The sequence below is a fragment of the Skermanella stibiiresistens SB22 genome, assembly GCF_000576635.1.
GTDB classification, from domain to species: Bacteria; Pseudomonadota; Alphaproteobacteria; order Azospirillales; family Azospirillaceae; genus Skermanella; species Skermanella stibiiresistens.
Genome location: NZ_AVFL01000013.1, coordinates 170,835 through 191,706, shown reverse-complemented (window position 1 = coordinate 191,706; position 20,872 = coordinate 170,835). Strand labels below are relative to the sequence as shown.

21 protein-coding genes and 1 tRNA gene are annotated in these 20,872 nt (G+C 65.7%); 10 read left to right on the top strand and 12 right to left on the bottom strand.

Translation table 11 applies throughout. The features are described 5' to 3' along the window. Positions 1-21 precede the first annotated feature (21 nt). The 6 genes from rpmF (at position 22) to N825_RS18580 (ending at position 3,496) form a co-directional block, all read left to right on the top strand. Positions 22-207, top strand: coding sequence for a 50S ribosomal protein L32 (gene rpmF / locus N825_RS37955; RefSeq protein WP_084164862.1), 186 nt, complete (start codon positions 22-24; stop codon positions 205-207). Positions 208-257: 50 nt separating this feature from the next. Continuing rightward, a complete protein-coding gene (plsX, locus tag N825_RS18600) occupies positions 258-1,367 on the top strand; it encodes a phosphate acyltransferase PlsX (protein ID WP_084164861.1) in 1,110 nt (369 codons plus the stop codon). Then, complete coding sequence (locus tag N825_RS18595) at positions 1,368-2,342, top strand: beta-ketoacyl-ACP synthase III (protein ID WP_037455184.1); 975 nt, start codon at positions 1,368-1,370, stop codon at positions 2,340-2,342. Between the two features lie 130 nt (positions 2,343-2,472). Then, the gene (locus N825_RS18590) at positions 2,473-2,802 is read left to right on the top strand and encodes an integration host factor subunit alpha (RefSeq protein WP_037455331.1); all 330 of its coding nucleotides are present in this window, start codon (positions 2,473-2,475) and stop codon (positions 2,800-2,802) included. Between the two features lie 5 nt (positions 2,803-2,807). Then, a complete protein-coding gene (locus N825_RS18585) occupies positions 2,808-3,311 on the top strand; it encodes a MerR family transcriptional regulator (RefSeq protein ID WP_037455329.1) in 504 nt (167 codons plus the stop codon). A gap of 111 nt (positions 3,312-3,422) precedes the next feature. Then, positions 3,423-3,496, top strand: a tRNA-Pro gene (locus N825_RS18580). A 332-nt stretch (positions 3,497-3,828) separates the two neighbouring features. Here N825_RS18580 and N825_RS18575 read toward each other — a convergent pair. Further along, positions 3,829-4,122: a hypothetical protein gene (locus N825_RS18575; RefSeq protein WP_037455182.1), complete on the bottom strand. Its 294-nt coding sequence runs from the start codon at positions 4,120-4,122 to the stop codon at positions 3,829-3,831. Positions 4,123-4,410: 288 nt separating this feature from the next. Between N825_RS18575 and N825_RS18570 the strand changes: the two genes are divergently transcribed. Continuing rightward, the gene (locus tag N825_RS18570) at positions 4,411-5,646 is read left to right on the top strand and encodes an MFS transporter (RefSeq protein ID WP_037455178.1); all 1,236 of its coding nucleotides are present in this window, start codon (positions 4,411-4,413) and stop codon (positions 5,644-5,646) included. A 12-nt stretch (positions 5,647-5,658) separates the two neighbouring features. Here the strand turns inward: N825_RS18570 and N825_RS18565 are convergent, their stop codons facing one another. The 8 genes from N825_RS18565 to N825_RS18530 form a co-directional block, all read right to left on the bottom strand. Next, positions 5,659-6,081: a CoA-binding protein gene (locus N825_RS18565; RefSeq protein ID WP_037455326.1), complete on the bottom strand. Its 423-nt coding sequence runs from the start codon at positions 6,079-6,081 to the stop codon at positions 5,659-5,661. A gap of 15 nt (positions 6,082-6,096) precedes the next feature. After that, on the bottom strand, positions 6,097-7,365 hold the full coding sequence (locus N825_RS18560) for a molybdopterin molybdotransferase MoeA (RefSeq protein ID WP_037455175.1): 1,269 nt from the start codon (positions 7,363-7,365) through the stop codon (positions 6,097-6,099). Between the two features lie 133 nt (positions 7,366-7,498). Next, positions 7,499-7,792, bottom strand: a complete 294-nt coding sequence (locus N825_RS18555) for a helix-turn-helix transcriptional regulator (RefSeq protein WP_037455172.1) — start codon at positions 7,790-7,792, stop codon at positions 7,499-7,501. 253 nt (positions 7,793-8,045) lie between these two features. Beyond that, positions 8,046-9,032 carry an ABC transporter ATP-binding protein gene (locus tag N825_RS18550; protein WP_037455169.1) on the bottom strand — a complete coding sequence of 329 codons (987 nt, stop codon included), beginning with the start codon at positions 9,030-9,032 and terminating at the stop codon, positions 8,046-8,048. Then, positions 9,029-10,084 carry an ABC transporter ATP-binding protein gene (locus tag N825_RS18545; protein WP_281174369.1) on the bottom strand — a complete coding sequence of 352 codons (1,056 nt, stop codon included), beginning with the start codon at positions 10,082-10,084 and terminating at the stop codon, positions 9,029-9,031. Before N825_RS18545 ends, N825_RS18550 begins: the two co-directional genes overlap by 4 nt. Continuing rightward, positions 10,056-10,955 carry an ABC transporter permease subunit gene (locus N825_RS18540; protein ID WP_037455166.1) on the bottom strand — a complete coding sequence of 300 codons (900 nt, stop codon included), beginning with the start codon at positions 10,953-10,955 and terminating at the stop codon, positions 10,056-10,058. Before N825_RS18540 ends, N825_RS18545 begins: the two co-directional genes overlap by 29 nt. Positions 10,956-10,967: 12 nt before the next feature. Beyond that, positions 10,968-11,885: an oligopeptide ABC transporter permease OppB gene (gene oppB, locus N825_RS18535; RefSeq protein ID WP_037455163.1), complete on the bottom strand. Its 918-nt coding sequence runs from the start codon at positions 11,883-11,885 to the stop codon at positions 10,968-10,970. 27 nt (positions 11,886-11,912) lie between these two features. Continuing rightward, positions 11,913-13,337: a peptide ABC transporter substrate-binding protein gene (locus N825_RS18530; RefSeq protein WP_198038391.1), complete on the bottom strand. Its 1,425-nt coding sequence runs from the start codon at positions 13,335-13,337 to the stop codon at positions 11,913-11,915. Between the two features lie 408 nt (positions 13,338-13,745). Here N825_RS18530 and N825_RS18525 point away from each other — a divergent pair, with 408 nt between their 5' ends. The 3 genes from N825_RS18525 to N825_RS18515 are packed head-to-tail and all read left to right on the top strand — an operon-like array spanning position 13,746 to position 17,787. Continuing rightward, positions 13,746-16,007: a VTT domain-containing protein gene (locus tag N825_RS18525; protein ID WP_084164859.1), complete on the top strand. Its 2,262-nt coding sequence runs from the start codon at positions 13,746-13,748 to the stop codon at positions 16,005-16,007. Between the two features lie 7 nt (positions 16,008-16,014). Beyond that, a complete protein-coding gene (locus N825_RS18520) occupies positions 16,015-16,815 on the top strand; it encodes an endonuclease/exonuclease/phosphatase family protein (RefSeq protein ID WP_051512552.1) in 801 nt (266 codons plus the stop codon). A 12-nt stretch (positions 16,816-16,827) separates the two neighbouring features. Then, a complete protein-coding gene (locus tag N825_RS18515; RefSeq protein ID WP_037455157.1) occupies positions 16,828-17,787 on the top strand; it encodes a lysylphosphatidylglycerol synthase transmembrane domain-containing protein in 960 nt (319 codons plus the stop codon). On the opposite strand, the gene N825_RS18510 is transcribed toward N825_RS18515, so the two are convergent. From N825_RS18510 to N825_RS18500, 3 genes are read right to left on the bottom strand one after another with little or no spacing between them, the layout of a single operon-like run. Then, a complete protein-coding gene (locus N825_RS18510) occupies positions 17,756-17,995 on the bottom strand; it encodes a sulfurtransferase TusA family protein (RefSeq protein WP_037455154.1) in 240 nt (79 codons plus the stop codon). The two genes, N825_RS18515 and N825_RS18510, sit on opposite strands and share 32 nt — an antisense overlap. Before the next feature lie 40 nt (positions 17,996-18,035). After that, entirely contained in the window at positions 18,036-18,815 is a 780-nt protein-coding gene (locus tag N825_RS18505; protein WP_051512551.1) for an efflux RND transporter periplasmic adaptor subunit, read from the bottom strand. Between the two features lie 24 nt (positions 18,816-18,839). Continuing rightward, positions 18,840-20,789 (bottom strand): TolC family protein, encoded by a 1,950-nt coding sequence (locus N825_RS18500; RefSeq protein ID WP_051512550.1) that lies wholly within the window; start codon positions 20,787-20,789, stop codon positions 18,840-18,842. Positions 20,790-20,872 lie beyond the last annotated feature (83 nt).

The window sequence follows — 20,872 nt, the reverse complement described above, 5'->3', positions numbered from 1 at the left end:
TTATAATAGAGAGTTCCGACTATGGCCGTTCCCAAGAAAAAAACCTCCAAGTCCCGGCGTGACATGCGCCGTTCGCACCACGCCCTGACGTCCGCCTCCTTCGCCGAATGCCCGAACTGCGGCGAATTGAAGCGCCCGCACCATGTTTGTGGCTCGTGCGGCCAGTACGACGGCCGTGACGTGGTGGTTGAAGCCGCGACGGCTTGACCAACCAATCCGACAGATTGGGACCGGACGGTGTACGGAGATCGGGTGCGGTGAGCGCGCGTTTGTCGATCGCCCTTGATGCCATGGGCGGAGATCATGCGCCGGATGTGGTTGTCGCGGGTGCCGATATGGCCCGGCTGCGGTGCCCGGAGATTGATTACATTTTCTTCGGCGACGAACAGCGGATCAAACCCCTGCTCGCGAACTTGCCCGACCTAGCGCGCATCTCGACCATCCATCATACGCCCGACGCCATCAGCAACGACGCCAAGCCGGCCGTCGCCCTGCGCGGTGGGCGGAATTCGAGCATGCGGCTGGCCATCGACGCCGTGGCGCAGGGCAAGGCCGCCTGCATCGTCTCCGCCGGGAACACCGGCGCGCTGATGGCCATGGCCAAATTCGTGCTGAAGACGCTGCCGGGCATCGACCGGCCGGCGATCGCCTCGTTTTTCCCGACCCTCCGGGGCGAGAGCGTGATGCTGGACCTGGGCGCCAATATCGAGTGCGACAGCAGGAACCTGGTCGAGTTCGCGGTCATGGGTTCGGTCTTCTCACGGACCGTGCTGGGATTGATGGAGCCGACCGTCGGCTTGCTCAACATCGGCGCGGAAGAGGTCAAGGGCCACGAGTCGATCAAGGCCGCCGCCGCCCAGTTGCGCGTCACTCCCCTGCCCGGCAAGTTCCACGGCTTCATCGAAGGCAACGACATCCCCTACGGCACGGTGGATGTGGTCGTCACCGACGGCTTCACCGGCAATGTCGCGTTGAAGACGGCGGAAGGCACCGCCAAACTCTATTCCGAGTTCCTGCGCCGGACCTTCCAGTCCTCGATCCTGGCGCGGCTGGGTTATCTGCTGGCCCGCAACGCCTTCGGCAAGCTCCGGAAACGGATGGACCCGCGACGCTACAACGGCGCGATGTTCCTGGGCCTGCAAGGCGTTTGCGTCAAGAGCCACGGCGGGACCGACCCGACCGGCTTCGCCAACGCGATCTGCGTCGCCGTGGACTTGGTGACCAGGGGTTTCAACGACACGATCAAGACGGAGATGGCCCGGATCGGCGACTTGATCGCCGCCGGTGCGGTCGTCCCGGACAGCGCGCCCCAAGAAGCTCCAGCATCCGACTCACCCCTCCCGGACTCAAAGGCAGCGGCCCTATAGATGGTTCGACGTTCAAGGATCGTAGGCTGCGGCTCGTACCTGCCGCGGAACGTTGTGACCAATCACGACCTCGCCCAGCGGGTCGACACCTCCGATGATTGGATCACCCAGCGGACCGGCATCCGGTCGCGGCATTTGGCCGCCCCGGACGAGAAGACGTCGGATCTGGCGCTGGCGGCGGCCCGGAACGCGCTGGAACACGCTGGTATTCCCGCCTCCGACGTCGACTTGATCGTGCTGGCGACAACGACCCCGGACCATACGTTTCCGGCCACCGCGACGCGCGTCCAGGCCGAGCTTGGCATCACCCAGGGCTTCGCCTTCGACCTCCAGGCGGTCTGCTCGGGCTTTGTCTTCGCCCTGTCCGTGGCCGACAACTTCATTCGTCTGGGACAGGCCAAGACCGCCCTGGTGATCGGCGCCGAAACCTTCTCGCGCATCCTGGACTGGGAAGATCGGACCACCTGCGTCCTGTTCGGTGATGGCGCCGGCGCGGTGGTGCTCCAGGCCGCCGAGGACGAGGGCACCACCGCCGACCGCGGCATCCTATCCACCCACCTTCATTCCGATGGCCGCCACTACGAGCTGCTGTGGGTCGATGGCGGCCCGTCGGCGACCCAGAGCACCGGCCATGTCCGAATGGTCGGACAGGATGTCTTCCGCCACGCCGTGACACGGCTGAGCGAGGTGGTGATCGAGGCGCTGGAGGCGAACGGCCTCAGCGCCGCCGAGATCGACTGGCTGGTGCCGCACCAAGCCAACAAGCGAATCATCGAAGGCACCGCGCGCAAGCTGAAGATGCCGGTGGAGAAGGTCGTGATGACGGTCGACCACCATGGCAACACGTCGGCCGCCTCGATTCCCCTGGCTTTGGCCGAAGCCGTCCATGACGGCCGCATCAAGCAAGGCGATCTGGTGCTGATGGAGGCGATGGGCGGCGGCTTCACCTGGGGCTCGGCGCTGGTCCGCATGTGACGCCCCGGCGCTTCCACAACCCGCGACGAAGTCCGCCAACTCTTTGTAATTGACGCATTTCTTTCGTGGGATTACGGTTCCGGACGACAGGTCCGGCGGCGAACGGGCCACTGGCGAAAGGGAAGACGTCATGACTCAGGAGACCGTCACCCGCGCTCAACTGAGCGAGGCCGTGTACCAGGAAGTCGGCTTGTCGCGGAACGAATCCTCCGATCTGGTGGAAACCGTCCTCAACGAGATTTCCGACGCCCTCGCGCGTGGGGAAATGGTCAAGATCTCCTCGTTCGGCAGTTTCTCCGTCCGCCAGAAGGGTCAGCGCATCGGGCGCAATCCCAAGACGGGCGAGGAAGTGCCGATCATGCCCCGGCGGGTCCTGGTGTTCCGGGCGAGCCACGTGCTCAAGTCGCGGATCAACCAGACGCTCGCCGAACTCGATCCGCCGCATATTGAAGTAGCTTAGTGACGATGACCGCACCCAACCCGGACCCGCGGCCCCGCGGCACGGCGAAATCAGCCACGGCCTTCCGCACGATCAGCGAGGTCTCGGCTGAACTGGACGTGCCACAGCATGTGCTGCGCTTCTGGGAAACCAAGTTCCCGCAGATCCGCCCCCTCAAGCGTGGCGGTGGCCGGCGCTATTACCGCCCCGAGGATGTCGAGCTCCTGCGCCGGATCCAGAGCCTCCTGTACAAGGAAGGCTACACGATCAAGGGCGTCCAACGCTTGCTGCGCGAGGCTCGCGGCGGCGGTGCGGCGGCCGATGCCGCCGAGCATCCGCAAGGCATCGACGACGAGGTCCCCACCGCCGCCATGGCCGAGGACGATCACGAGCCGTTCGAAGCCGATGAGGACGATGACGAGCCGGGGTACGAGGTTGGCGGCATGACCCAGATCCAGCGCGACGACATCGAAGCCGTGCTGATGGAATTGATCGCCCTTCGCGACCTCCTGCGCGACGGTCGGAAATAGGCAAATAAATTCATCGGGGTGATTGCGTGGCACCCATGGCGCGGCTATAGTCCGCGCCACACCGGATGACCTTCCGCCCGATCGGTGACCGGGTTGGTCTTGGTGGTTTGACGGGCAGTAGCGCAGCCTGGTAGCGCATCAGTCTGGGGGACTGGGGGTCGTGGGTTCGAATCCCGCCTGCCCGATATCTTCAGGAAACTGAAAACTGGCTTGGAGCCGGTACCGCGATGAGCGGTACCGGCTCTTTCCGTTTGTGGCTCATGGTATCGGTCAAGGGCCAGATCATTTGTAAACAAACTAAACTATATACCGTCGCGAGATCATCAGTCCAAAGACCAAGCGCGGCTTTCCGAGCCCAAACGCAAAGACGCGAATGGCCCCGTGTCCCGGGGCCATTCGCGTCTTTGTCGAACTTGCTTTGCGATACGTTGACCGCATTACCCTTTACGGGCATTCCCCCCTAAACTCGGCCCGCTATCGATCGATGCATCTTTATGCGATCGTAACCGGTATTATGTCAAGCCTGCGACGTATCGCCACTATGATATTTTTTCGCGCCCTCCAAACGGGCGACCAAGATCGTCCGCCCGGCATCGGTCAAGCGACATACCACCCAATCCGGTTTCAGGGGATTGTTGAACCAGCGCTCCGCCCAGCCGGCGGCTACACAGGACTTGACGAGCGCCTGATCGACCCGCTGACCATCCTCATCGAAGAGTGGCAGCTTGCCACCGGGCTGGGACAGCCCCCGGCTCAGCCAATGGAGTTGCGAGGCATCCGGCTGGATGCCGGGCTGGGATGACGCGGTCATGGGTCGGTCCGGCTACAGGATGGGTGGAATCGCGAGGATGGGCGCGGCATCCTACGCCACCCCGTCCCAAACCGCCAATGTGACGCACACGGGCCCGACGCACACGGAATGAGCGAACACCCGCGATGTTCTTCGATCGATCACCAAGGGCACCTGTCGGAAGTGGAAACGCATGCTTGCCATGCGGTGGTTTTCCCTCACGCGCGGTATCGGGTCAGCCATAAACTCATGAGACCAGCCGTTTGTTCGTGCCGATCCTCCACCGCCGATTCTTCGTTGAGGTCCTGGATGTCTCCCCTCTCCGCCCGCCTTTCCCTCGGATTCGCCTGTGCCGGGCACGCCTTCATGCATGTGCTGTCGGCGCTGTACCTTACGATCGTCCTCGGGCTGGAGCGGGACTGGGCGATGAGCTACGACGAGTTGATCCGGCTTTGGACCATCGGATCGCTGATGATCGGTCTGGGCGCTCCGCTGTCCGGCTGGCTAGGCGACCGCTGGAGCGACGCCAAGATGATGGTGGTCTTCTTCCTGCTGACGGGAGCCGGCGCCATCGCGGCTGGTCTGGCCGATGGAGCGACGGCGCTGACCATCGGTCTGGCGGTTCTCGGCCTCGGCAGCTCGATCTATCATCCGGTCGGCATGTCCTGGGTGATCAAGAACGCCGCCAATCGCGGCCGCGCGCTTGGCGTCATGGGGATCTTCGGCAGCATCGGCATAGCGTGCGCCGCGCTGATCGCCGGCGGCTTGACCGAGCTGATCAACTGGCGCGCGGCGTTCATCGTACCGGGCGCCGTCTGCATGCTGACCGGCGTGGCCCTGTTCGCGTGCGTCGCCACGGGACTGGTGACGGACCGGCAACGGGACGCCAAGCCGCAACCGGGCACCAACCGGTCGGACGCGGTCCGGGCCTTCATCGTGCTGTCGGTCACCATGGTCTGCGCCGGCCTGATCTTCCAGTCGACCGTCACGGCCATGCCCAAGTGGTTCGGCGAGCGCATGACGGGTCTGGTCGGCGAGGGCACGCTGGGCGTGGGCGGACTGGTCACCCTGGTCTATCTGTTCGCCAGCGGATCGCAGTTCATCGGCGGCATGCTGTCCGACCGCTACCCGCTCAAGCATGTCTACGTCATGTGTCTGGCGATCCAGATCCCCCTGCTGCTGATCGCGTCCAGCTTCGCGGGATTGCCGCTCCTGGTGGTCGCGGGTCTGGTGGTCTTCACCCAGAGCCTCCAGATCCCGGCGGAGAATCTGCTGCTGGCGCGCCACACCCCGGACAAGCATCGGGGGCTCGCGTTCGGCGCCAAGTTCGTCCTGTCGTTCGGCGTGGCGCCCCTGGGCGTCCAACTCGTGGCGCTGACCTATGGCTGGAGCGTCGATTTCTGGTGGCTGTTCCTGATCCTGGGAGGCTTCGCGACCGTCGCCGTCCTCGCCGCGACCTTGCTGCCGCGCGAGTCGGCACCGGTCCCGCGGCGGGCGGCCGCGACCCCCGATCCCCTCACCGCTCCGGCGATCGGCGCCGAGTGAGGAGCCGGGCGGTCAGCCGAACAGGCGGGCGATCTCGATCTTGGGGCAACGATCCATCACGACCTTGAGCCCGGCCCGCTCCGACCGTTCCGCCGCCGCGTCGTTCCTGACGCCAAGCTGCATCCAGACGACCTTGGCGCCGATCGCGATGGCACCGTCGGTGACGGGCCCGGCCGCCGCGGAATTGCGGAAGATGTCGACCATGTCGACCGGCTCGGGGATGTCCTCCAACTTGGCGTGGACCCGTTGGCCAAGCAGGTCCTGTCCAGCCAAGCCTGGGTTGACCGGGATGACACGATAGCCTTTGGACAGCAGGTACCGCATCACCAGATTGCTCGGCCGCGCCGGGTTGGCGCTGGCGCCGACCAACGCCACGACCTTGACGGATTTCAGAATTCCACCGATGAAATCGTCGGTGTACGCGTCAAGTCCCATGTTCGGATCCACCCGCTATCGTACCTCGGTGAATGGCATGTACGATACCGTGGCGCCGCGTTCCAGCCGCGTCACGTCCTCCGGCAGGATCACCAGTCCGTCGCTCTCGACCATCGACGACAGGACGCCTGCGCCATCCCGGGCGAACTTGGTCGCGACCAGCCCGCCGTCGCCATCCCGCGCGAGACGGACCCGAACGAACTCCCGCCTGCCCTCCTTCTTCTTGTAGTCGAAATCGGCGCGAACCCGGAACAGGACCGGCTCCGTGACGGTCTCGCCGGCGAGATGCTGGATCAGCGGACGGGCGAGACAGAAGAAGGTGATCATCGCCGCCACCGGATTGCCGGGCAGCCCGATGAACGGCTTGCCGGCGACTTGGCCCAGCGCCACCGGCCGGCCCGGCTTGATGGCGAGCCGCCAGAAGTGGAGCCCGCCCAAGGCCTCGACGGCGCCTTTGACATGATCCTCCTCGCCAGTCGAAACCCCGCCGGTCGTGACGATCAGGTCATGGCCTTCGGCCGCCCGCGCCAGCACCGCGCGGAGTTCGGCGGGATTGTCGCGAAGGATGCCGAAATCGGTGACCCGCCCGCCCATCCGCCGGACCAGCGCTGACAGGGTGAAGCGGTTGGCGTCGTAGATCCCGCCGGGAGCCAGCGGCTGGCCGGGTTCCATCAACTCGTTGCCGGTGGACAGGATGGCGACCCGCAGGGGCGCTCGGACCAGCGCGTCGGTCAGCCCGACCGCCGCCATCAGCCCGATATCCTGTGGCCGCAGGCGCCGCCCAGCGGACAGGATGACGGAGCCCTCCCGGACATCCTCTCCCGCCGAACGGCGGTTGGCACCCCGCTTGATGCCGGGACGGATCAGGACGGAACGCGTTCCGCCGGGCCCATCCCGCTCGACGCAATCCTCCTGCATCATCACCGTGTCGTAGCCCTCCGGCATCGGCGCCCCGGTGAAGATGCGGACCGCCGTTCCCGCCGGATCACGCGACACCGGCCGATCCCCAGCGGCGACGCGGGCGACGATGGGCAGCACGCTGTCCGCCCCGCCCGCCAGATCCTCGTGCCGTACGGCGTAGCCGTCGACCGCGGAGTTGTCGTGCGGCGGCACGTTCACGCCAGCGACCACATCCTCCGCCAGCACCCGGTCCAACGCCTCGCCAAGGGCGACCCGCTCGCTCCCGGTGACCGCCACGAGCCGCTCCGCGAGAAGGCCACGCGCCTCGTCCAAGGTCATCAAGGGCCCGCCGAAGGCGAAGCAGTCATCACTGAGTTGGGCCATGAAATCCCATCGTCCTCTTCGTCGGCGTCACAGGTCGCACCAGCCCAGTTTGGCAGGCTTGACGCCTGGGATAAACACCGAAGCGGCGGTCAGGCGCTCTCGGGGTCGGGGGCATCGTGGAGTTGGCCCGGCCTCATTCACCCGACTGACGGGACTCGACATCACGCGGCGGCAGCGAGACTCGCACCGGCCTGCCAAGCGCGTAAGCCAGATCCGCGAGCGTTTCCAACGTCATATTCGTCTCGCCGCTCAACTTCCGCGAAATGTGGGATCGGTCGACATCGAGAACCCGCGCCATGTCCGCCATTGTGAGACCGCGCTCGGCATGCTCCTCAGCCAAGGCTTGCGTGAGTGCGTGCTTGATGTCGCTCACCAGACGCAGATAAGCGTAATAACGTTTATCGATGCGGAAGCTGCGGGTCTTCATCTGCGAACATTCTCCGCTTCGACTTTGAAAACCTCACACTACAATCATCAATCCAATCGAGATCAATATCCGACGGGGTTTCAACCGTAGGTCTGGTAGAGCGCAGCTGCACCCGACAAGCAGGCGAGTTGCTGTCGGGTGCCACTGCGCCCTACCCGACCCACGACACCAACTCTTCAACCGATCAATGTTTGATACCGTTGATATTAAATCATTTAGGGTATCATCGCAAGTCCGCGCCGCCCTCCGTTGCCTACCCGTCCCTGAAATGGCAGGCGGCGAAGTGGCCTGGGGCGACGGGGTCGAAGCCGGGGGCGGTTTCGGCGCAGATGGCTTCGGCGCGGGGGCAGCGGGTGCGGAAGTAGCAGCCGCTTGGCGGGTTCAGGGGGGATGGCAGGTCGCCGGTCAGGACGATGCGCGGCTTGTTCCGCTCCCGGTCCGGATCGGGGATCGGTACCGCCGAGATCAGGGCCTTGGTATAGGGATGGCGTGGGTCGCGGTAGAGGCTGTCGCGGTCGGCCAGTTCGGCCTGCTTGCCCAGGTAGAGCACCATGATCCTGTGGCTGATGTGGCGGACCACGCTCAGGTCGTGGCTGATGAAGATCAGCGACAGGTGGAACTCGCGCTGGAGCCGCATCAGCAGGTTCACGATCTGCGCTTGGATCGACACGTCCAGCGCCGACACGGGCTCGTCGCAGACGATCAGCTTGGGGTTCAGGATCATGGCGCGGGCGATGCCGATCCGCTGGGCCTGACCGCCGCTGAACTCGTGCGGGTAGCGGTTGATCATCTCGGGCAGCAGCCCGACCTTCGCCATCATCTCCTCGATCCGGGCCCGGCGCTCCACGCGTTTCAGCTTGGGATGGAAGGTGTCGAGCGGTTCGCCGATGATGTCGCCCACCGTCATGCGCGGGTCGAGCGAGGCGAGCGGATCCTGGAAGATCACCTGCATGTCCTGGCGGTGCGGCCGCATCCGCGACTCCGGCAGATCCGAGATATCCTGCCCCAGCCACGCCACCGTGCCGCCGGTCGGCTCGATCAGCTTGAGGACGGCGCGACCCAGCGTGGATTTGCCGCAGCCCGACTCGCCGACGATGCCCAGCGTCTCACCCGGGAACAGGTCGAAGCTGACGCCATCCACCGCGCGCAGGTGATCGACGCCGCGGAACATGCCGCGCGGCATCGGAAAGGAGACCTTGAGGTCGCGGACCGACAGCAGGGGAGCGGGTGCCGCGGTCATCGGCGGACCTCCGGGGAATAAGCCTCGGGAGAGTGCTCCAGGTGGCAGGCCTTGGCGCGGGCGAGACCCAACGCCGGATCGATCGGCAGCAAGGCCGGGTCCTCCACGACGCAACGATCAAAGCGGAACAGGCAGCGGTCCTGGAAATTGCAGCCCACCGGCAGATGCTGGAGATTGGGCGGCTGGCCGGGGATCGTCGGCAGTTCCTCCAGGGTGTCGCTGTCGATGCGCGGCATGCTGCGCAGCAGCGCCCGCGTGTAGGGGTGCCCTGGCTTGGCGAAGATGTCGCGGACGTCGCCGGTCTCGATCACGCGCCCGGCATACATCACCATCACCCGATCGGCCAGCCCGGCGATGACGCCCAGATCGTGGGTGATCAGGATGATCGAGGTGTCGAACTCCCGCTTCAGGTCAGCCATCAGGTCCAGGATCGCCGCTTGGACCGTCACGTCGAGAGCGGTGGTCGGCTCGTCCGCGATCAGCAGGTCGGGCCGGCACAGCAGGGCCATGGCGATCATCACCCGCTGGCGCATGCCGCCGGAGAACTCGTGCGGGTACATGTCGAGCCGGCGCCGGGCCTCCGGGATGCGGACGAGGTCCAGCATCTCGACCGCGCGGGCCCGCGCCGCCGCCTTGTCCATGCCCTTGTGCAGGCGCAGCACCTCGACCATCTGGGCGCTGACCTTGAGATACGGATTCAGCGAGGTCATCGGGTCCTGGAAGATCATCGAGATCTTCTCGCCCCGGATGCGGTTCAAGGCGGGTGCCGGCAGCCCCAGGATCTCCTTGCCGCGGAACCTCACGCTGCCCGTGGCCCGGCCATTGCCAGCCAGCAAGCCCATGATCGACATGAAGAGCTGGCTCTTGCCCGAGCCGGACTCGCCGACCACGCCGACCGTCTCGCCCGGCTTCAGGTCGAAGGTCACGTCGTTGACGGCGCGGACCTCGCCCTCAGGCGTCGCGAAGCTGGTGGTCAGGCCGCGCACCGAGAGCAAGGTCGGCGAGATGGCGGGACTCGCCGCCTCAGCGGTCTTTTGGATCGAGAGCGTCACGGATGCCATCACCGATGAAGTTGAGCGAGAAAAGGGTGACCGCCAGGAAGACGGCGGGGAAGACCAGCATCCACCAGGCGCTTTCCATGTTGGCGGACCCCTCGCTGATCAGGACGCCCCAGCTGGTCATCGGCTCCTGGACGCCGAGGCCGAGGAAGCTCAGGAAGCTTTCCAGCAGGATCACCTTGGGCACGGTCAGCGTCATGTAGACGACGACGGGCCCCAGCGTGTTCGGGATGATGTGGCGCCGGATGATCGACAGGGGCCGGACGCCACCGGCGCGCGCCGCCTCGATGAACTCCTTCCGCTTGATGCTGAGCGTTTGGCCGCGGACGATCCGCGCCATGTCCAGCCATTCCACCGCCCCGATCGCGACGAAGATCAGCACGATGTTCCGGCCGAAGAACACCATCAGCAGGATGACGAAGAACATGAAGGGCAGCGAGTAGAGCACGTCGACCAGCCGCATCATGACGCTGTCGACCCGGCCGCCGAGATATCCCGCCGTCGCCCCGTAGATCACCCCGATGGTCAGGCTGACCGCCGTGGCGACCAGACCGACCATCAGCGAGATCCGCCCGCCATGGAGCGTGCGGACCGCGAGATCGCGGCCATTGGTGTCGGTGCCGAAGTAATGCCCGGCGGCGAGGTCGGGTGGCGCCATGATGGCGTCCCAGAAAATCTCGTCCAGGTCGAACGGGATCAGCGCCGGGCCGGCGAAGCAGGCCAGCACCACCAGGGCCAGCACGGCCAGGGCGGTCACGGCGGCCTTGTTGCGCATCAGCCGCCGCCACGCGTCGCTCCACAGGCTGCGGCCGCGAATCGGCGCCGGGGATGCGGGGGAAGTCGCCAGGGGATCGTTCAGGACCATGTTGGTTCGGCCTCAATCATACCGGACGCGCGGATCGAGCAGCCCATAGGCGAGATCGACGATCAGGTTGAACAGGATGATCAGCACGCCGTAGAAGATCACGACGCCCATCACCAGCGTGTAGTCCCGGTTCAAGGCGCCCTGGACGAAGTAGCGGCCGATGCCGGGGATGCCGAAGATCTGCTCGATCACGACCGACCCGGTGATCACCGCCGCCGTCGCCGGCCCCAGATAGGAGACGACCGGCAGCAGCGCGCCCTTCAGCGCGTGGCGGAGGATCGTCACGCGCTCCGGCAGTCCCTTGGCCCTGGCGGTCCGGATGAAGTTGGAGCGCAGCGTCTCGATCATGCTGGCGCGCGTCATGCGGGCGATGTAGGCGATCTGGGGCAGCGCCAGCGCCACGACTGGTAAGAGCATCTGGCTCCAGGTACCCCAGCCGCCCGTCGGCAGCCATCCCAGGTGGACGCCCAGCACCAGGGTCAGCAGGGGCGCCACCACGAAGTTGGGCACCGCGATGCCGACCATGGCGGTGCCCATGACCGCGTGGTCAAGCCCGCTGTTCTGGCGCAGCGCCGAGAAGGCTCCCAGAGCCGTTCCGATCACCACCGCCAGCAGCATGGCGGTGCCGCCCAGCTGGAGCGAGACCGGAAAGCCGCTCCAGATCAGCTGGGTGACCGAGAAGTCCTTGTATTTGAAGGACGGCCCGAAGTCGCCCTGCACCACCTGCCCCAGATAGCGCAGGTACTGCATCGGCAGCGGCTCGTTCAAGTGATAGACGGCGGCGAGGTTACGCTCGATCTCGGCGGGCAAGGTGCGCTCGCCATCGAACGGCCCGCCGGGCGCCAGACGCACCAGGAAGAACGTGATCGTCAGGATGACGAGCAGCGTCGGGATGGCGCCGAACAGGCGGCGCACCGCGTAGCTCAACACGGCGGGATCCCCTCGCCCCGGATATACCTATTCAAGGCGCAGGTACCGCGTCGGGTGCCAGTCCATCAGGTTGTCCTGCCAGCCCTTGAGCTTGTCCGAGACCATGTGCTGCTGGCTATAGAAGTAGATCGGGATGATCGGCATGTCGGTCAGCACCATCTTCTCGGCCTCACCCAGCAGGCCGAACCGGGCCGCCGCGTCGGTCTCCCTGGTCGCCTTGTCGGCGGTCGCGTCGAAGTCGGGGTTGGCGTAACCCGCCGGGTTCTGTTCCCCGATATCGCCGCGCAGCAGTTCCAGGAAGCTGTAGGGATCGACATAGTCGCCGATCCAGGCGGCGCGCATGACTTGGAACTGCTTCTTGTTGCGGCTTTCCAGGTAGACCTTCCACTCCTCGTTACGAAGGGTGGTCTCGACGCCGAGGAACTGCTTCCACATGCCGGCGATGGCGATGGCGATCTTCTTGTGATTGTCGTTGGTGTTGTAGAGCAATTCGACCTTGAGCGGATTGCCCTTGTCGTACCCGGCCTCGGCCAGGATCTTCTTGGCATCCGCCACGCGGGTCTTCTGGTCGGTCTTGGCCCACGCGACCTGCTGTTGCTGGTACCCCGGCACGCCGGGTGGCACCCAGCCATAGGCCGGGATTTCGCCACCCTTGGTGATCTGCTTGACCAGGATATCCCGGTCGATCGCCATGGCGAGCGCGTGCCGGAGCTTGGTGTCGCTCTTGAACGGCTCGCGGGTGACGTTGATGCCGTAGTAATAGGTCCCGAAATAGGGCGAGTTGCGGAACTGGCCCGCCATATCCTTTTCCAGGGATGGGATCAGTTCCTGCGGGACATCGTAGGTCGTGTGGAGTTCGCCTGCGCGGAACTGCTTGAGTTCGGTGCCGTATTCCTCGACCGGGTAATAGAACACGGTGTCGATCTGGACATCGGCGGCATCCCGGTACCTGGGGTTCTTGACCGCCTTGATATGGCCCTGCGGCACCCATTCCTGGATGGTGTAGGCCCCGTTGGAGACGATGTTGCCCGGCCGCGTCCATTCCCGGCCGAACTTCTCGATCGCCGTTTGGGGAACGGGATAGGCGGAGTGATGCATCAGCATCTGGAGGAAGTACGGGGTCGGCGAGCGTAGCGTCACCTTGAGCATGTGGTCGTCGACCGCCACCGCGCCGATCTGGTCCTTTGGCACCTCGCCCTTGGTGATCCGTTCCGCGTTGGTGATCGGCCACAGGATGAAGGCGTAGTTGGACGCCGTGGTCGGATCGACCATGCGCGCCCAGGAATAGACGAAGTCCTTGGCGGTCAACGGAGTTCCGTCCGACCACACGGCGTCAGGCCGCAGCTTGAAGGTATAGGTCAGACCGTCGTCGCTCATCTCCCAACTCTCGGCCACGCCAGGGCGGAGGGTTCCGTCGGGACCGGGGTGGACCAACCCCTCGAAAATATCCATCTGGATGAAGGATTCCGGAACGCCGGTCGAAATCGCCGGGTCGAGGGACTCAGGTTCCGCGCCATTTCCACGCTTTAGAACCACTTCCGCACGCGAAGCCACCGCCGACGTCGAAGTCAGCGCCAAGGCGAGCCCCGCGCATGCCAAGAATTTGCGAAAATTCCGCATGTGTTTACGCTCCACATTTATTGGAGGCTGGTCGTCGCCATCCCTGTTTACGTAAACGTAAAGCACGGCAATCCAGCGCCGCAACGCATTTTCTCGCGACCTAGGCTTTTGGTAAGGAATTCGCAACTTTATTGTGTATCGCGGCAACGGCGTGGTGATTCGCCATCGCTTGCGGTGATCCTGGCTTGTCGGACGTTGTTACCGCGATACGTCCGTCCCGACCGTGAAGTCGAAGCTCCGATGTCCATGTCCCAGCCGCCGTCCGATTCCGCTTCCCCCGGTGAATGCCCCGTTCCCACCCCCCTCGACGTCTCGCCACCCCTATTGAGGGAGGGTGGCACCTGCTGGCGCTTGGAGAAGGCGGGCCGCGTCGCCTTCCTGATCGACGCCGCCGATTACTACACCGCGGTCAAGGCGGCGATGCTCAAGGCCAAGCACTCCATCATCCTGCTGGGCTGGGATTTCGACACGCGCGTCGGCTTGGAAAGCGACCCAGCCAATCCCAGGATCCCCAACCGCTTCGGTGAATTCCTGGAGCGGCTGGTCGAGAAGCGGGCGACATTGCAAATCCACGTGCTGAAATGGGATTTCTCGATGATCTTCGCGCTGGAGCGCGAGATCTTCCCGACGGCCCTGCTCGACCTCATGACCCACTCACGGGTCTCGTTCCGGCTGGACGGCGAGCATCCCGCCGGCGCCTGCCATCACCAGAAACTGGTGGTGATCGACGACGCCATGGCGTTCTGCGGTGGCATCGACATCACGGCCAACCGCTGGGACACCAGCGAGCACCGGGACAAGGACCCACGGCGACGCCGGCCCAATGGCGAACTGTACGATCCCTTCCATGACATCATGATGGCGGTGGATGGCCCCGCCGCGGCGGCGCTGGGCGAGTTGGCGCGGTACCGCTGGCGTCGCGGGACGGGCGAGGAGCCGATACCGCCGGTGGTGATGCCGTCCGATCCGTGGCCCGATCGTCTCCGGCCGGATCTGCGCGACGTTGAGGTCGGAATCTCCCGCACTTTTCCGAAGCACAATGAACAGGCCGAGGCTCGGGAAGTCGAGGCGCTTTATGTCGCATCGATCGCCGTGGCCAAGCGCTGGATCTACATCGAGAACCAATACTTCACGGCGGAATGCGTCGGACAGGCCCTGTTGTCCAGGCTCGGCGATCCGGACGGCCCGGAGATCGTGGTGGTGACGCCGCTCAACTGCCCCGGCTGGCTGGAGGAGGAGCTGATGGGCAGGGCGCGGCGCCACTTGGTTGACCGGCTGCGGCAAGCGGACACCCACGGCAAGTTCGGCATCTTCGGCGCGGTGACCGCCGCCGGTGTGCCGATCACGATCCATTCCAAGACCATGGTGGTCGACGACACGCTGATGCGGATCGGCTCGTCCAACCTGAACAACAGGTCGATGGGCTTCGACACCGAATGCGACTTGGCGATCGAGGCGGTTCCGGGCGCCGCCGATTGGGACGCGAGGTGCTCCGTGATCGACGGCTATAGGAACCGTCTGCTGGGGGAACATCTTGGGGCGGACCCCGCCGCCGTCGGCGCCAAGCTGGCCGAGACCGGATCGATGCTCGCCACGATCCGGCATTTCCACGATCCAAGGACCCGTCGGCTGGAACCCGTGACGGTTGACGACGTTGCCGGTGTTGATGCCTTCATCGCCGAGATACACTTGTTCGATCCGGAAAGTCCGGTGACCGCCGAGGAGTTGACCCGCCAGATCATGCCAGACCTTGAGAAGCCAACGCCACGCCTGAAGTTCGCCCTGTTCGTCGGGGTGCTGGCGCTGTTGCTGGCGGGGCTGGCCGCTTTATGGCGCTTCACCAGCCTCAGCGAACTGGCGACGGTGGACGGCGTGCTGGATTGGGCGCGGAGCTTGGCGGATGTGCCCTTCGGACCGCTGATCGCGGTGGCCGTCTATGTCGCGGGTGGCTTCGTCATGTTCCCGGTCATGGTGCTGATCGCGGCGACCGCGATCGTGCTGGGACCGGTATGGGGCTTCGGAACGGCGATGTGCGGCTGTCTCGCCAGCGCCGCCGCGCTGTTCTGGGTCGGACGGCTGGGAGGCCGGCGCTGGGTGCGGCGATTCGGCGGCCGGTTCATCAACAAGATCAGCCGGCGGCTGGCCAATCAGGGTATCCTGGCGGTCGCGGTGATCCGCGTCATACCAGTGGCTCCCTTCAGCGTGGTCAATGTGGTGGCGGGAGCGTCGCATCTGCGATTCACCGATTATCTGGTCGGAACCGCCTTGGGAATGGCACCGGGCGTGTTGGCGTTCAGCCTCCTGGGCAGCCAACTCGAGAAGACGTTGCGGGAGCCGACGCCGACCAGCATCGCCATCGCGATCGGCATCGCGCTGGTGGCGGCCAGTCTTGGCTGGATCGCCAACAAGCTGCTGGGCGGCCGGCTCAAGCCCGAGCCCGACGTCAAGAGGGCGGCCGGGACTGGAACCGCGACTGGGACGACAACGGCAAGGACGGGGTAGGGAAAGCGTGACCGATCTGCTTGAGAACACCGATACCGACGTCGAGAGCGTCGATGAGCGCGACGAGCGTCCGGGCACGGCACCGCCGGGCCTGAACTCGTTCCGCGTGGCGACCTATAACGTGCATAGCTGCGTTGGCGTCGACGCCAAGTTCGCTCCCGACCGGATCGCGAGCGTGGTCAAGGGCTTGGAAGCCGATGTCGTCGGGCTCCAGGAGGTCGGCTGGCATCATCGGGGCGAGATCGGACTGGACCAGTTCGAATACCTGGGCCGCGAGACCGGACTGAAGCCCTATGCCGGGCCGACCAAACACAACGACCGGGCCCATTATGGCAACGCCCTGTTGAGCCGGCTGCCCGTGCTGGAGATCCGGCCGATCGACCTGTCCCTGCCCCACCGCGAGCCGCGCGGCGCCATCGACGCCGACATCCAGGTTGGCGACAAAGTGGTCCGGGTGATCGTCGCCCATCTCGGCCTGGACCCGTGGGAGCGCAACGCCCAGATCACCCGCGTGCTCAACGCGATCGAGCGGGGAACGGCCGAGCGTGGCTCCGACCGCCCGACCGTCTTCATGGGCGACCTCAACGAGTGGCGGCCCCGTTCGCCCCGGATCAAGCGACTGATGCACAATTTCGCCGACTGCGCGGCCCCGCGCAGCTTCCACGTGCGGATGCCGACGCTGCGGCTGGATAGGATCTTCGTGTCCGACGGCTTGGTGCTATCCAACTACGATGTCGTCCGCACACCGCTGACCAAGCGGGCGTCGGACCATCTGCCCGTGCGCGCGACCGTCGCCCTCAAGAACTGAACGGGACACGCCTTGAACGACCGCCTGCGCCGGATCGCGACCGCCGCCCTCCGGATCGGCATTTCGGCCCTGCTGCTGTGGCTGCTGGCGCGGCAAGCCGACATGGCGTCCATGACCGGACGGCTGGCGGAAGCCGATCCCCGGTGGCTGGCGGCGGCGTTCGCCCTGACCGCCGCGCAGGTGGTGCTGATCTCATGGCGCTGGGCCATCATCATGGCCGGATTGAACGCCGCGATCGGTACCGCTCTGGCGCTGAGGATCAACCTCGCCAGCTTCTTCCTGGGACAGGCCCTGCCCGTTTCGGTCGCCGGGGATGTCTGGCGGGTCTGGCAGATCCGGGCCTTGGGACACGGACTGGGCATCGGCGTGCGCGGCGTCCTGATGGATCGGGTGACGGCGATGATTGGGCTGGTCCTGGTGGTGCTGGCCAGCGGTCCCGCCCTGCTGGCGCGGATGCCCGATCCGACCATGCGCTGGACCGTCGCGGCCGGTCTCGGCGTCGGCTTGGCGGTATTGGCGGCCGTGTTGGCGACCGGCCTGGTTTCCAGCCGCTTCAAGGGAGTGGCTGAATTCGGCCGGGCGGCGCGTGGGCTGCTGGCGCATCCCCTGACCGCCGTGCCGATCATCGGCGTCTCGGCCATGGTCCATCTGCTGGCGGGATTGACGCTGTGGCTGATCGCGATGGGACTGAACATCCCGGTCGGGCTGGTCGATTGCCTAGTACTGACCCCGCCGATCGTGCTGGTGGCCGGCATGCCGTTGTCGATAGCGGGATGGGGCCTGCGGGAGGGTGCCATGGTGGCGGTGTTCGGGCTGGTCGGCGTGCCGGTGGACGGCGCCCTTCTGATGTCCGTCCTGTTCGGGCTGCTGTTACTGCTGGTCAGCCTGCCCGGCGGGTTGTTCCTGGCGCTGGGCGCCAAGGGTCCGGCGTGCCTGAGCCTCAACCCTCGCCACGCCGGATCCGATAGGTGAAGACGCCACCTTCGGCTGAGTGCTCCAGCAGCTCATGCGCCGTGGTATTGCAGAAGTGGCGGAAGTCGATAACCGAGGCCGGATCGGTGACCAGCACGATCAGCTCCTCCCCGGCTTTCATGTGATCCAGTTGGCGACGCGTGCGCAGGATCGGGAGCGGGCAGTGAAGCCCCTTGACGTCCAATTCCCGTGCCAGTTCCCGTGACATTCGCTCTCCTCCCGATGATGGAACAGGCCGGGAGTGTAGCTCAATTGGGCACGGCGAACACGGCCCGCCCGCTCATGCCAGCCAGCAGGTCCCGCTGGGTGCCGACCACCTTGCCGAACACCTTGATCGACTGGCTGACCGGGTCGATCCGGGCGGAGAGCCGCGTGACCTCCGCCACGTAGTCGTGGCCGGTCTCCTCGATCAGGACCTTGAAGGACGTGCCGGGCACCAGCCAGGCGAGCCAGCGCGATGGGACGATCATCTCGACCTCCAGCTCGCGATCGTCGAGGATCTCCATCAACTCCTTGCCCTCGCCGACGAACTCGTATCGCCGAACCCGCAGTTCGGCGATACGCCCAGGGAACGGGGCGAGTACGACGCAACGCTCCACCATGGTCCGCATCATGGCGGTTTCCGCCTCGGCGGCACTAAGCTGCGCCGCGGCGGCCTCCAGTTCCAGCGTGCTGACCGACCCCAGCTTGTCGAGCTTGGAATTGACGTCGTAGAGCTTGCGGGCGGCCTGCTGCTGGGCGAAGGCCTTGTTGAGCCGGGCGCGGTGGACGGCGCAATCGAAGCCGACCAGCTTCTGCCCCTCCTTGAAGCGTTCGCCCTCGCGGAGGCTGAGATCGTCGATCTTGGCCCCGATCTCGGACGACAGCATGGTGCTGCGGCGGGGACTGATCTGAGCCCGGATCTCCGGCACGCCCCCCAGCCCACCGCCCAACCCGCCTCGGTCACCCGAGTCGGTGGGTTGGGCGGTGGCTGGAAATGCCGTCATCAGGAATGCGGCGGCAAGCGACGACGCGAACCACCTGTTCATGGCCTACACCTCGAATGGCTGTGGTCAGATGGGCTTGGCGATGAGCGACTTCCGCGACGGGGATGTCGCGCGGACCGGGCGCGGCTTGGTCAGGCTGACCGGGGGAGCCATCGCCTCGGTATGGACGACCGCCGGCTCCGACGCGGTGGGAGCTTCGGCCACCGGCTCGTCGACCACCGGCGCCGCAGCGGGCGGCGTAGGGGCCGCCATGATGACCGGCTTCGGTGGTTCCGGCTCGGCCATGGGTGCCACGGCGACCGGGATCGGAGTTGGAACGGTGATCGGGGCCGCGACCGTCGGGGCCGGTTCCTCGACCGGAGCCACCGCGACGGGAACGGGTACCGCAGCCGGCGCCGGAAGGGGCGGCACAACCGCCACTGGAACCGGCGCCGGAGGGGGTGGTGCTGCCACTACCGGAACTGGCGCGAGTGGCGCTGGCGGCACGACTCGGCCGGCCTGCCAGTCGGCGTTGACGACGGCGAGCGCCTGGGTCAGCGCCTTGATGTCGTGGCTGGACACCGTGGGTGGCAAGGGATCGAGGCCGAGCGAGACGATCAGGTTAGACGCCGACGCCTGCAAATCGGCATAGGCCTTGTCACGCGCCAGTTCGGACAGGATGGCCGACGCGGCGGCGCGCACCCGTTCCAGATCGGTTTGGGCTTGCCCGGCCTGGGCCTGCCGGATGTTCTGATAAAGGCGCTGTTCGATCGAGTCGAGCAGATCCGCCTGTTCGAAGTTGCGGCGGGCGCGCTGATACTGCTGATAGCCGACATGGACCTGGGTCAGGGTCGCCATGCTGAGCGCCAGACGACGGGCTTCGCCAAGTTCCTGCTGGGCTTCCACCAGATTGAGGGTGGCGGGAGCCGACAGGATGGTCATCAGGTTCCAGCTGACCCTGAGCCCAGCCTCCGCCCATGCGTTGTTGACCAGATACGAGTTGGAGTCGTAGTTGGCGCCGCCCGAGAACGTGAGGCCCGGCAGCAGGCGCAGGATCGACTTGCGGACCTCCGCGGCACTGATCCGCTTTTGGTACTGCTCCTCGCGGAGTTCCGGCCGGCCGGTCAGCGCCAGCGTCTCCATCTCATCGAGTCCCAGCGTCACCTGGGGAATGCCGCGATTGAAGCCGGCCGGCAAGGCGAGCGTGAAGTCCTTGCCCGGCGGCAGGTTCATCAGCGCGCGAAGCTGCGCCTTGGCGATGGCGAGGTCCTGCTCGACAGTCTCCAGCTGGCGCATGATCTCGAGCAGCGACTTCTGATAGCGCAGAACGTCCGCCAAGGGGCGCAGGCGCTGGCGTTCGACCGCCTGGGCATCGGCCAGCGCGCGGCGCGCCTCCTCCAGCACGGGGGCGAGTTGGGCTTGGATCCGCTCACCCGAGACGGCTTGCCAATAGGCGGCGCGGACCTGCTGGATCACGGAATGGATGACGCGCCGGCGCCGTTCGCTGGCGATCAGCGAGCGGTCGGCCTGCTGGCGCGCCTGATAGTAGCTGACGCCGAAGTCCAGCACGTTCCACGAGACCGTCAGGTCGGTGGTGACGCGCTCCTGGTCCTGGCTGATCGACGGATCGGTCGACTTGACGCCGGTGCGGGTATTCTCGCTGACCGACAGGTTCTCGTTCGACCGGGCGGTGGCGCCGGCGCCCGCCACCAGCTTGGGCAGCATGTCGTAGCGCGACAGGTCGAGCTGGCGGTTCTGCAACGCTTGCTCCATCGCCGTCAGGCGATGATCCAGGTTGTACTTGATCGCCCGCGCCATCGCCTCTTCCAAGGTGATCGGGCCGGTAACCGGCTCCTGATCCCGGAACAGGTTTCCCCGGTCGGCGGAGATCAGCGCGGCGCGCTCCTCCGGGGTGACCGGCTCCGGCGAAAGGGCGCATCCCGCCGACAGCAGCAGCGCGCAGAGCGCCACGGAGGTGAGATATCGCTTGCCCGTAAGCCGGACCGTTTGCCGCTCATCGAAAATGATGCCGTTCATACCCGCCCCGTCTGGAAGACCAACAACCGAATTTAACCATAAGAAATACATCTAAATAGTTAAGCCATAAGGTGTATTTCCTG

Excerpts from the sequence above, each read along its gene's own strand:
- N825_RS18555 (WP_037455172.1), bottom strand. The coding sequence starts at position 7,792 with ATGAAGACCCGCAGCTTCCGCATCGATAAACGTTATTACGCTTATCTG.
- N825_RS18550 (WP_037455169.1), bottom strand. The coding sequence starts at position 9,032 with ATGACCGCGGCACCCGCTCCCCTGCTGTCGGTCCGCGACCTCAAGGTC.
- N825_RS18575 (WP_037455182.1), bottom strand. The coding sequence starts at position 4,122 with ATGACCGCGTCATCCCAGCCCGGCATCCAGCCGGATGCCTCGCAACTC.
- N825_RS18510 (WP_037455154.1), bottom strand. The coding sequence starts at position 17,995 with ATGTCACGGGAACTGGCACGGGAATTGGACGTCAAGGGGCTTCACTGC.
- N825_RS18540 (WP_037455166.1), bottom strand. The coding sequence starts at position 10,955 with ATGGTCCTGAACGATCCCCTGGCGACTTCCCCCGCATCCCCGGCGCCG.
- N825_RS18585 (WP_037455329.1), top strand. The coding sequence starts at position 2,808 with ATGACCGCACCCAACCCGGACCCGCGGCCCCGCGGCACGGCGAAATCA.
- N825_RS18560 (WP_037455175.1), bottom strand. The coding sequence starts at position 7,365 with ATGGCCCAACTCAGTGATGACTGCTTCGCCTTCGGCGGGCCCTTGATG.
- N825_RS18570 (WP_037455178.1), top strand. The coding sequence starts at position 4,411 with ATGTCTCCCCTCTCCGCCCGCCTTTCCCTCGGATTCGCCTGTGCCGGG.
- rpmF (WP_084164862.1), top strand. The coding sequence starts at position 22 with ATGGCCGTTCCCAAGAAAAAAACCTCCAAGTCCCGGCGTGACATGCGC.
- N825_RS18595 (WP_037455184.1), top strand. The coding sequence starts at position 1,368 with ATGGTTCGACGTTCAAGGATCGTAGGCTGCGGCTCGTACCTGCCGCGG.
- N825_RS18590 (WP_037455331.1), top strand. The coding sequence starts at position 2,473 with ATGACTCAGGAGACCGTCACCCGCGCTCAACTGAGCGAGGCCGTGTAC.
- N825_RS18525 (WP_084164859.1), top strand. The coding sequence starts at position 13,746 with ATGTCCATGTCCCAGCCGCCGTCCGATTCCGCTTCCCCCGGTGAATGC.
- N825_RS18500 (WP_051512550.1), bottom strand. The coding sequence starts at position 20,789 with ATGAACGGCATCATTTTCGATGAGCGGCAAACGGTCCGGCTTACGGGC.
- N825_RS18505 (WP_051512551.1), bottom strand. The coding sequence starts at position 18,815 with ATGAACAGGTGGTTCGCGTCGTCGCTTGCCGCCGCATTCCTGATGACG.
- N825_RS18565 (WP_037455326.1), bottom strand. The coding sequence starts at position 6,081 with ATGGGACTTGACGCGTACACCGACGATTTCATCGGTGGAATTCTGAAA.
- N825_RS18530 (WP_198038391.1), bottom strand. The coding sequence starts at position 13,337 with ATGGATATTTTCGAGGGGTTGGTCCACCCCGGTCCCGACGGAACCCTC.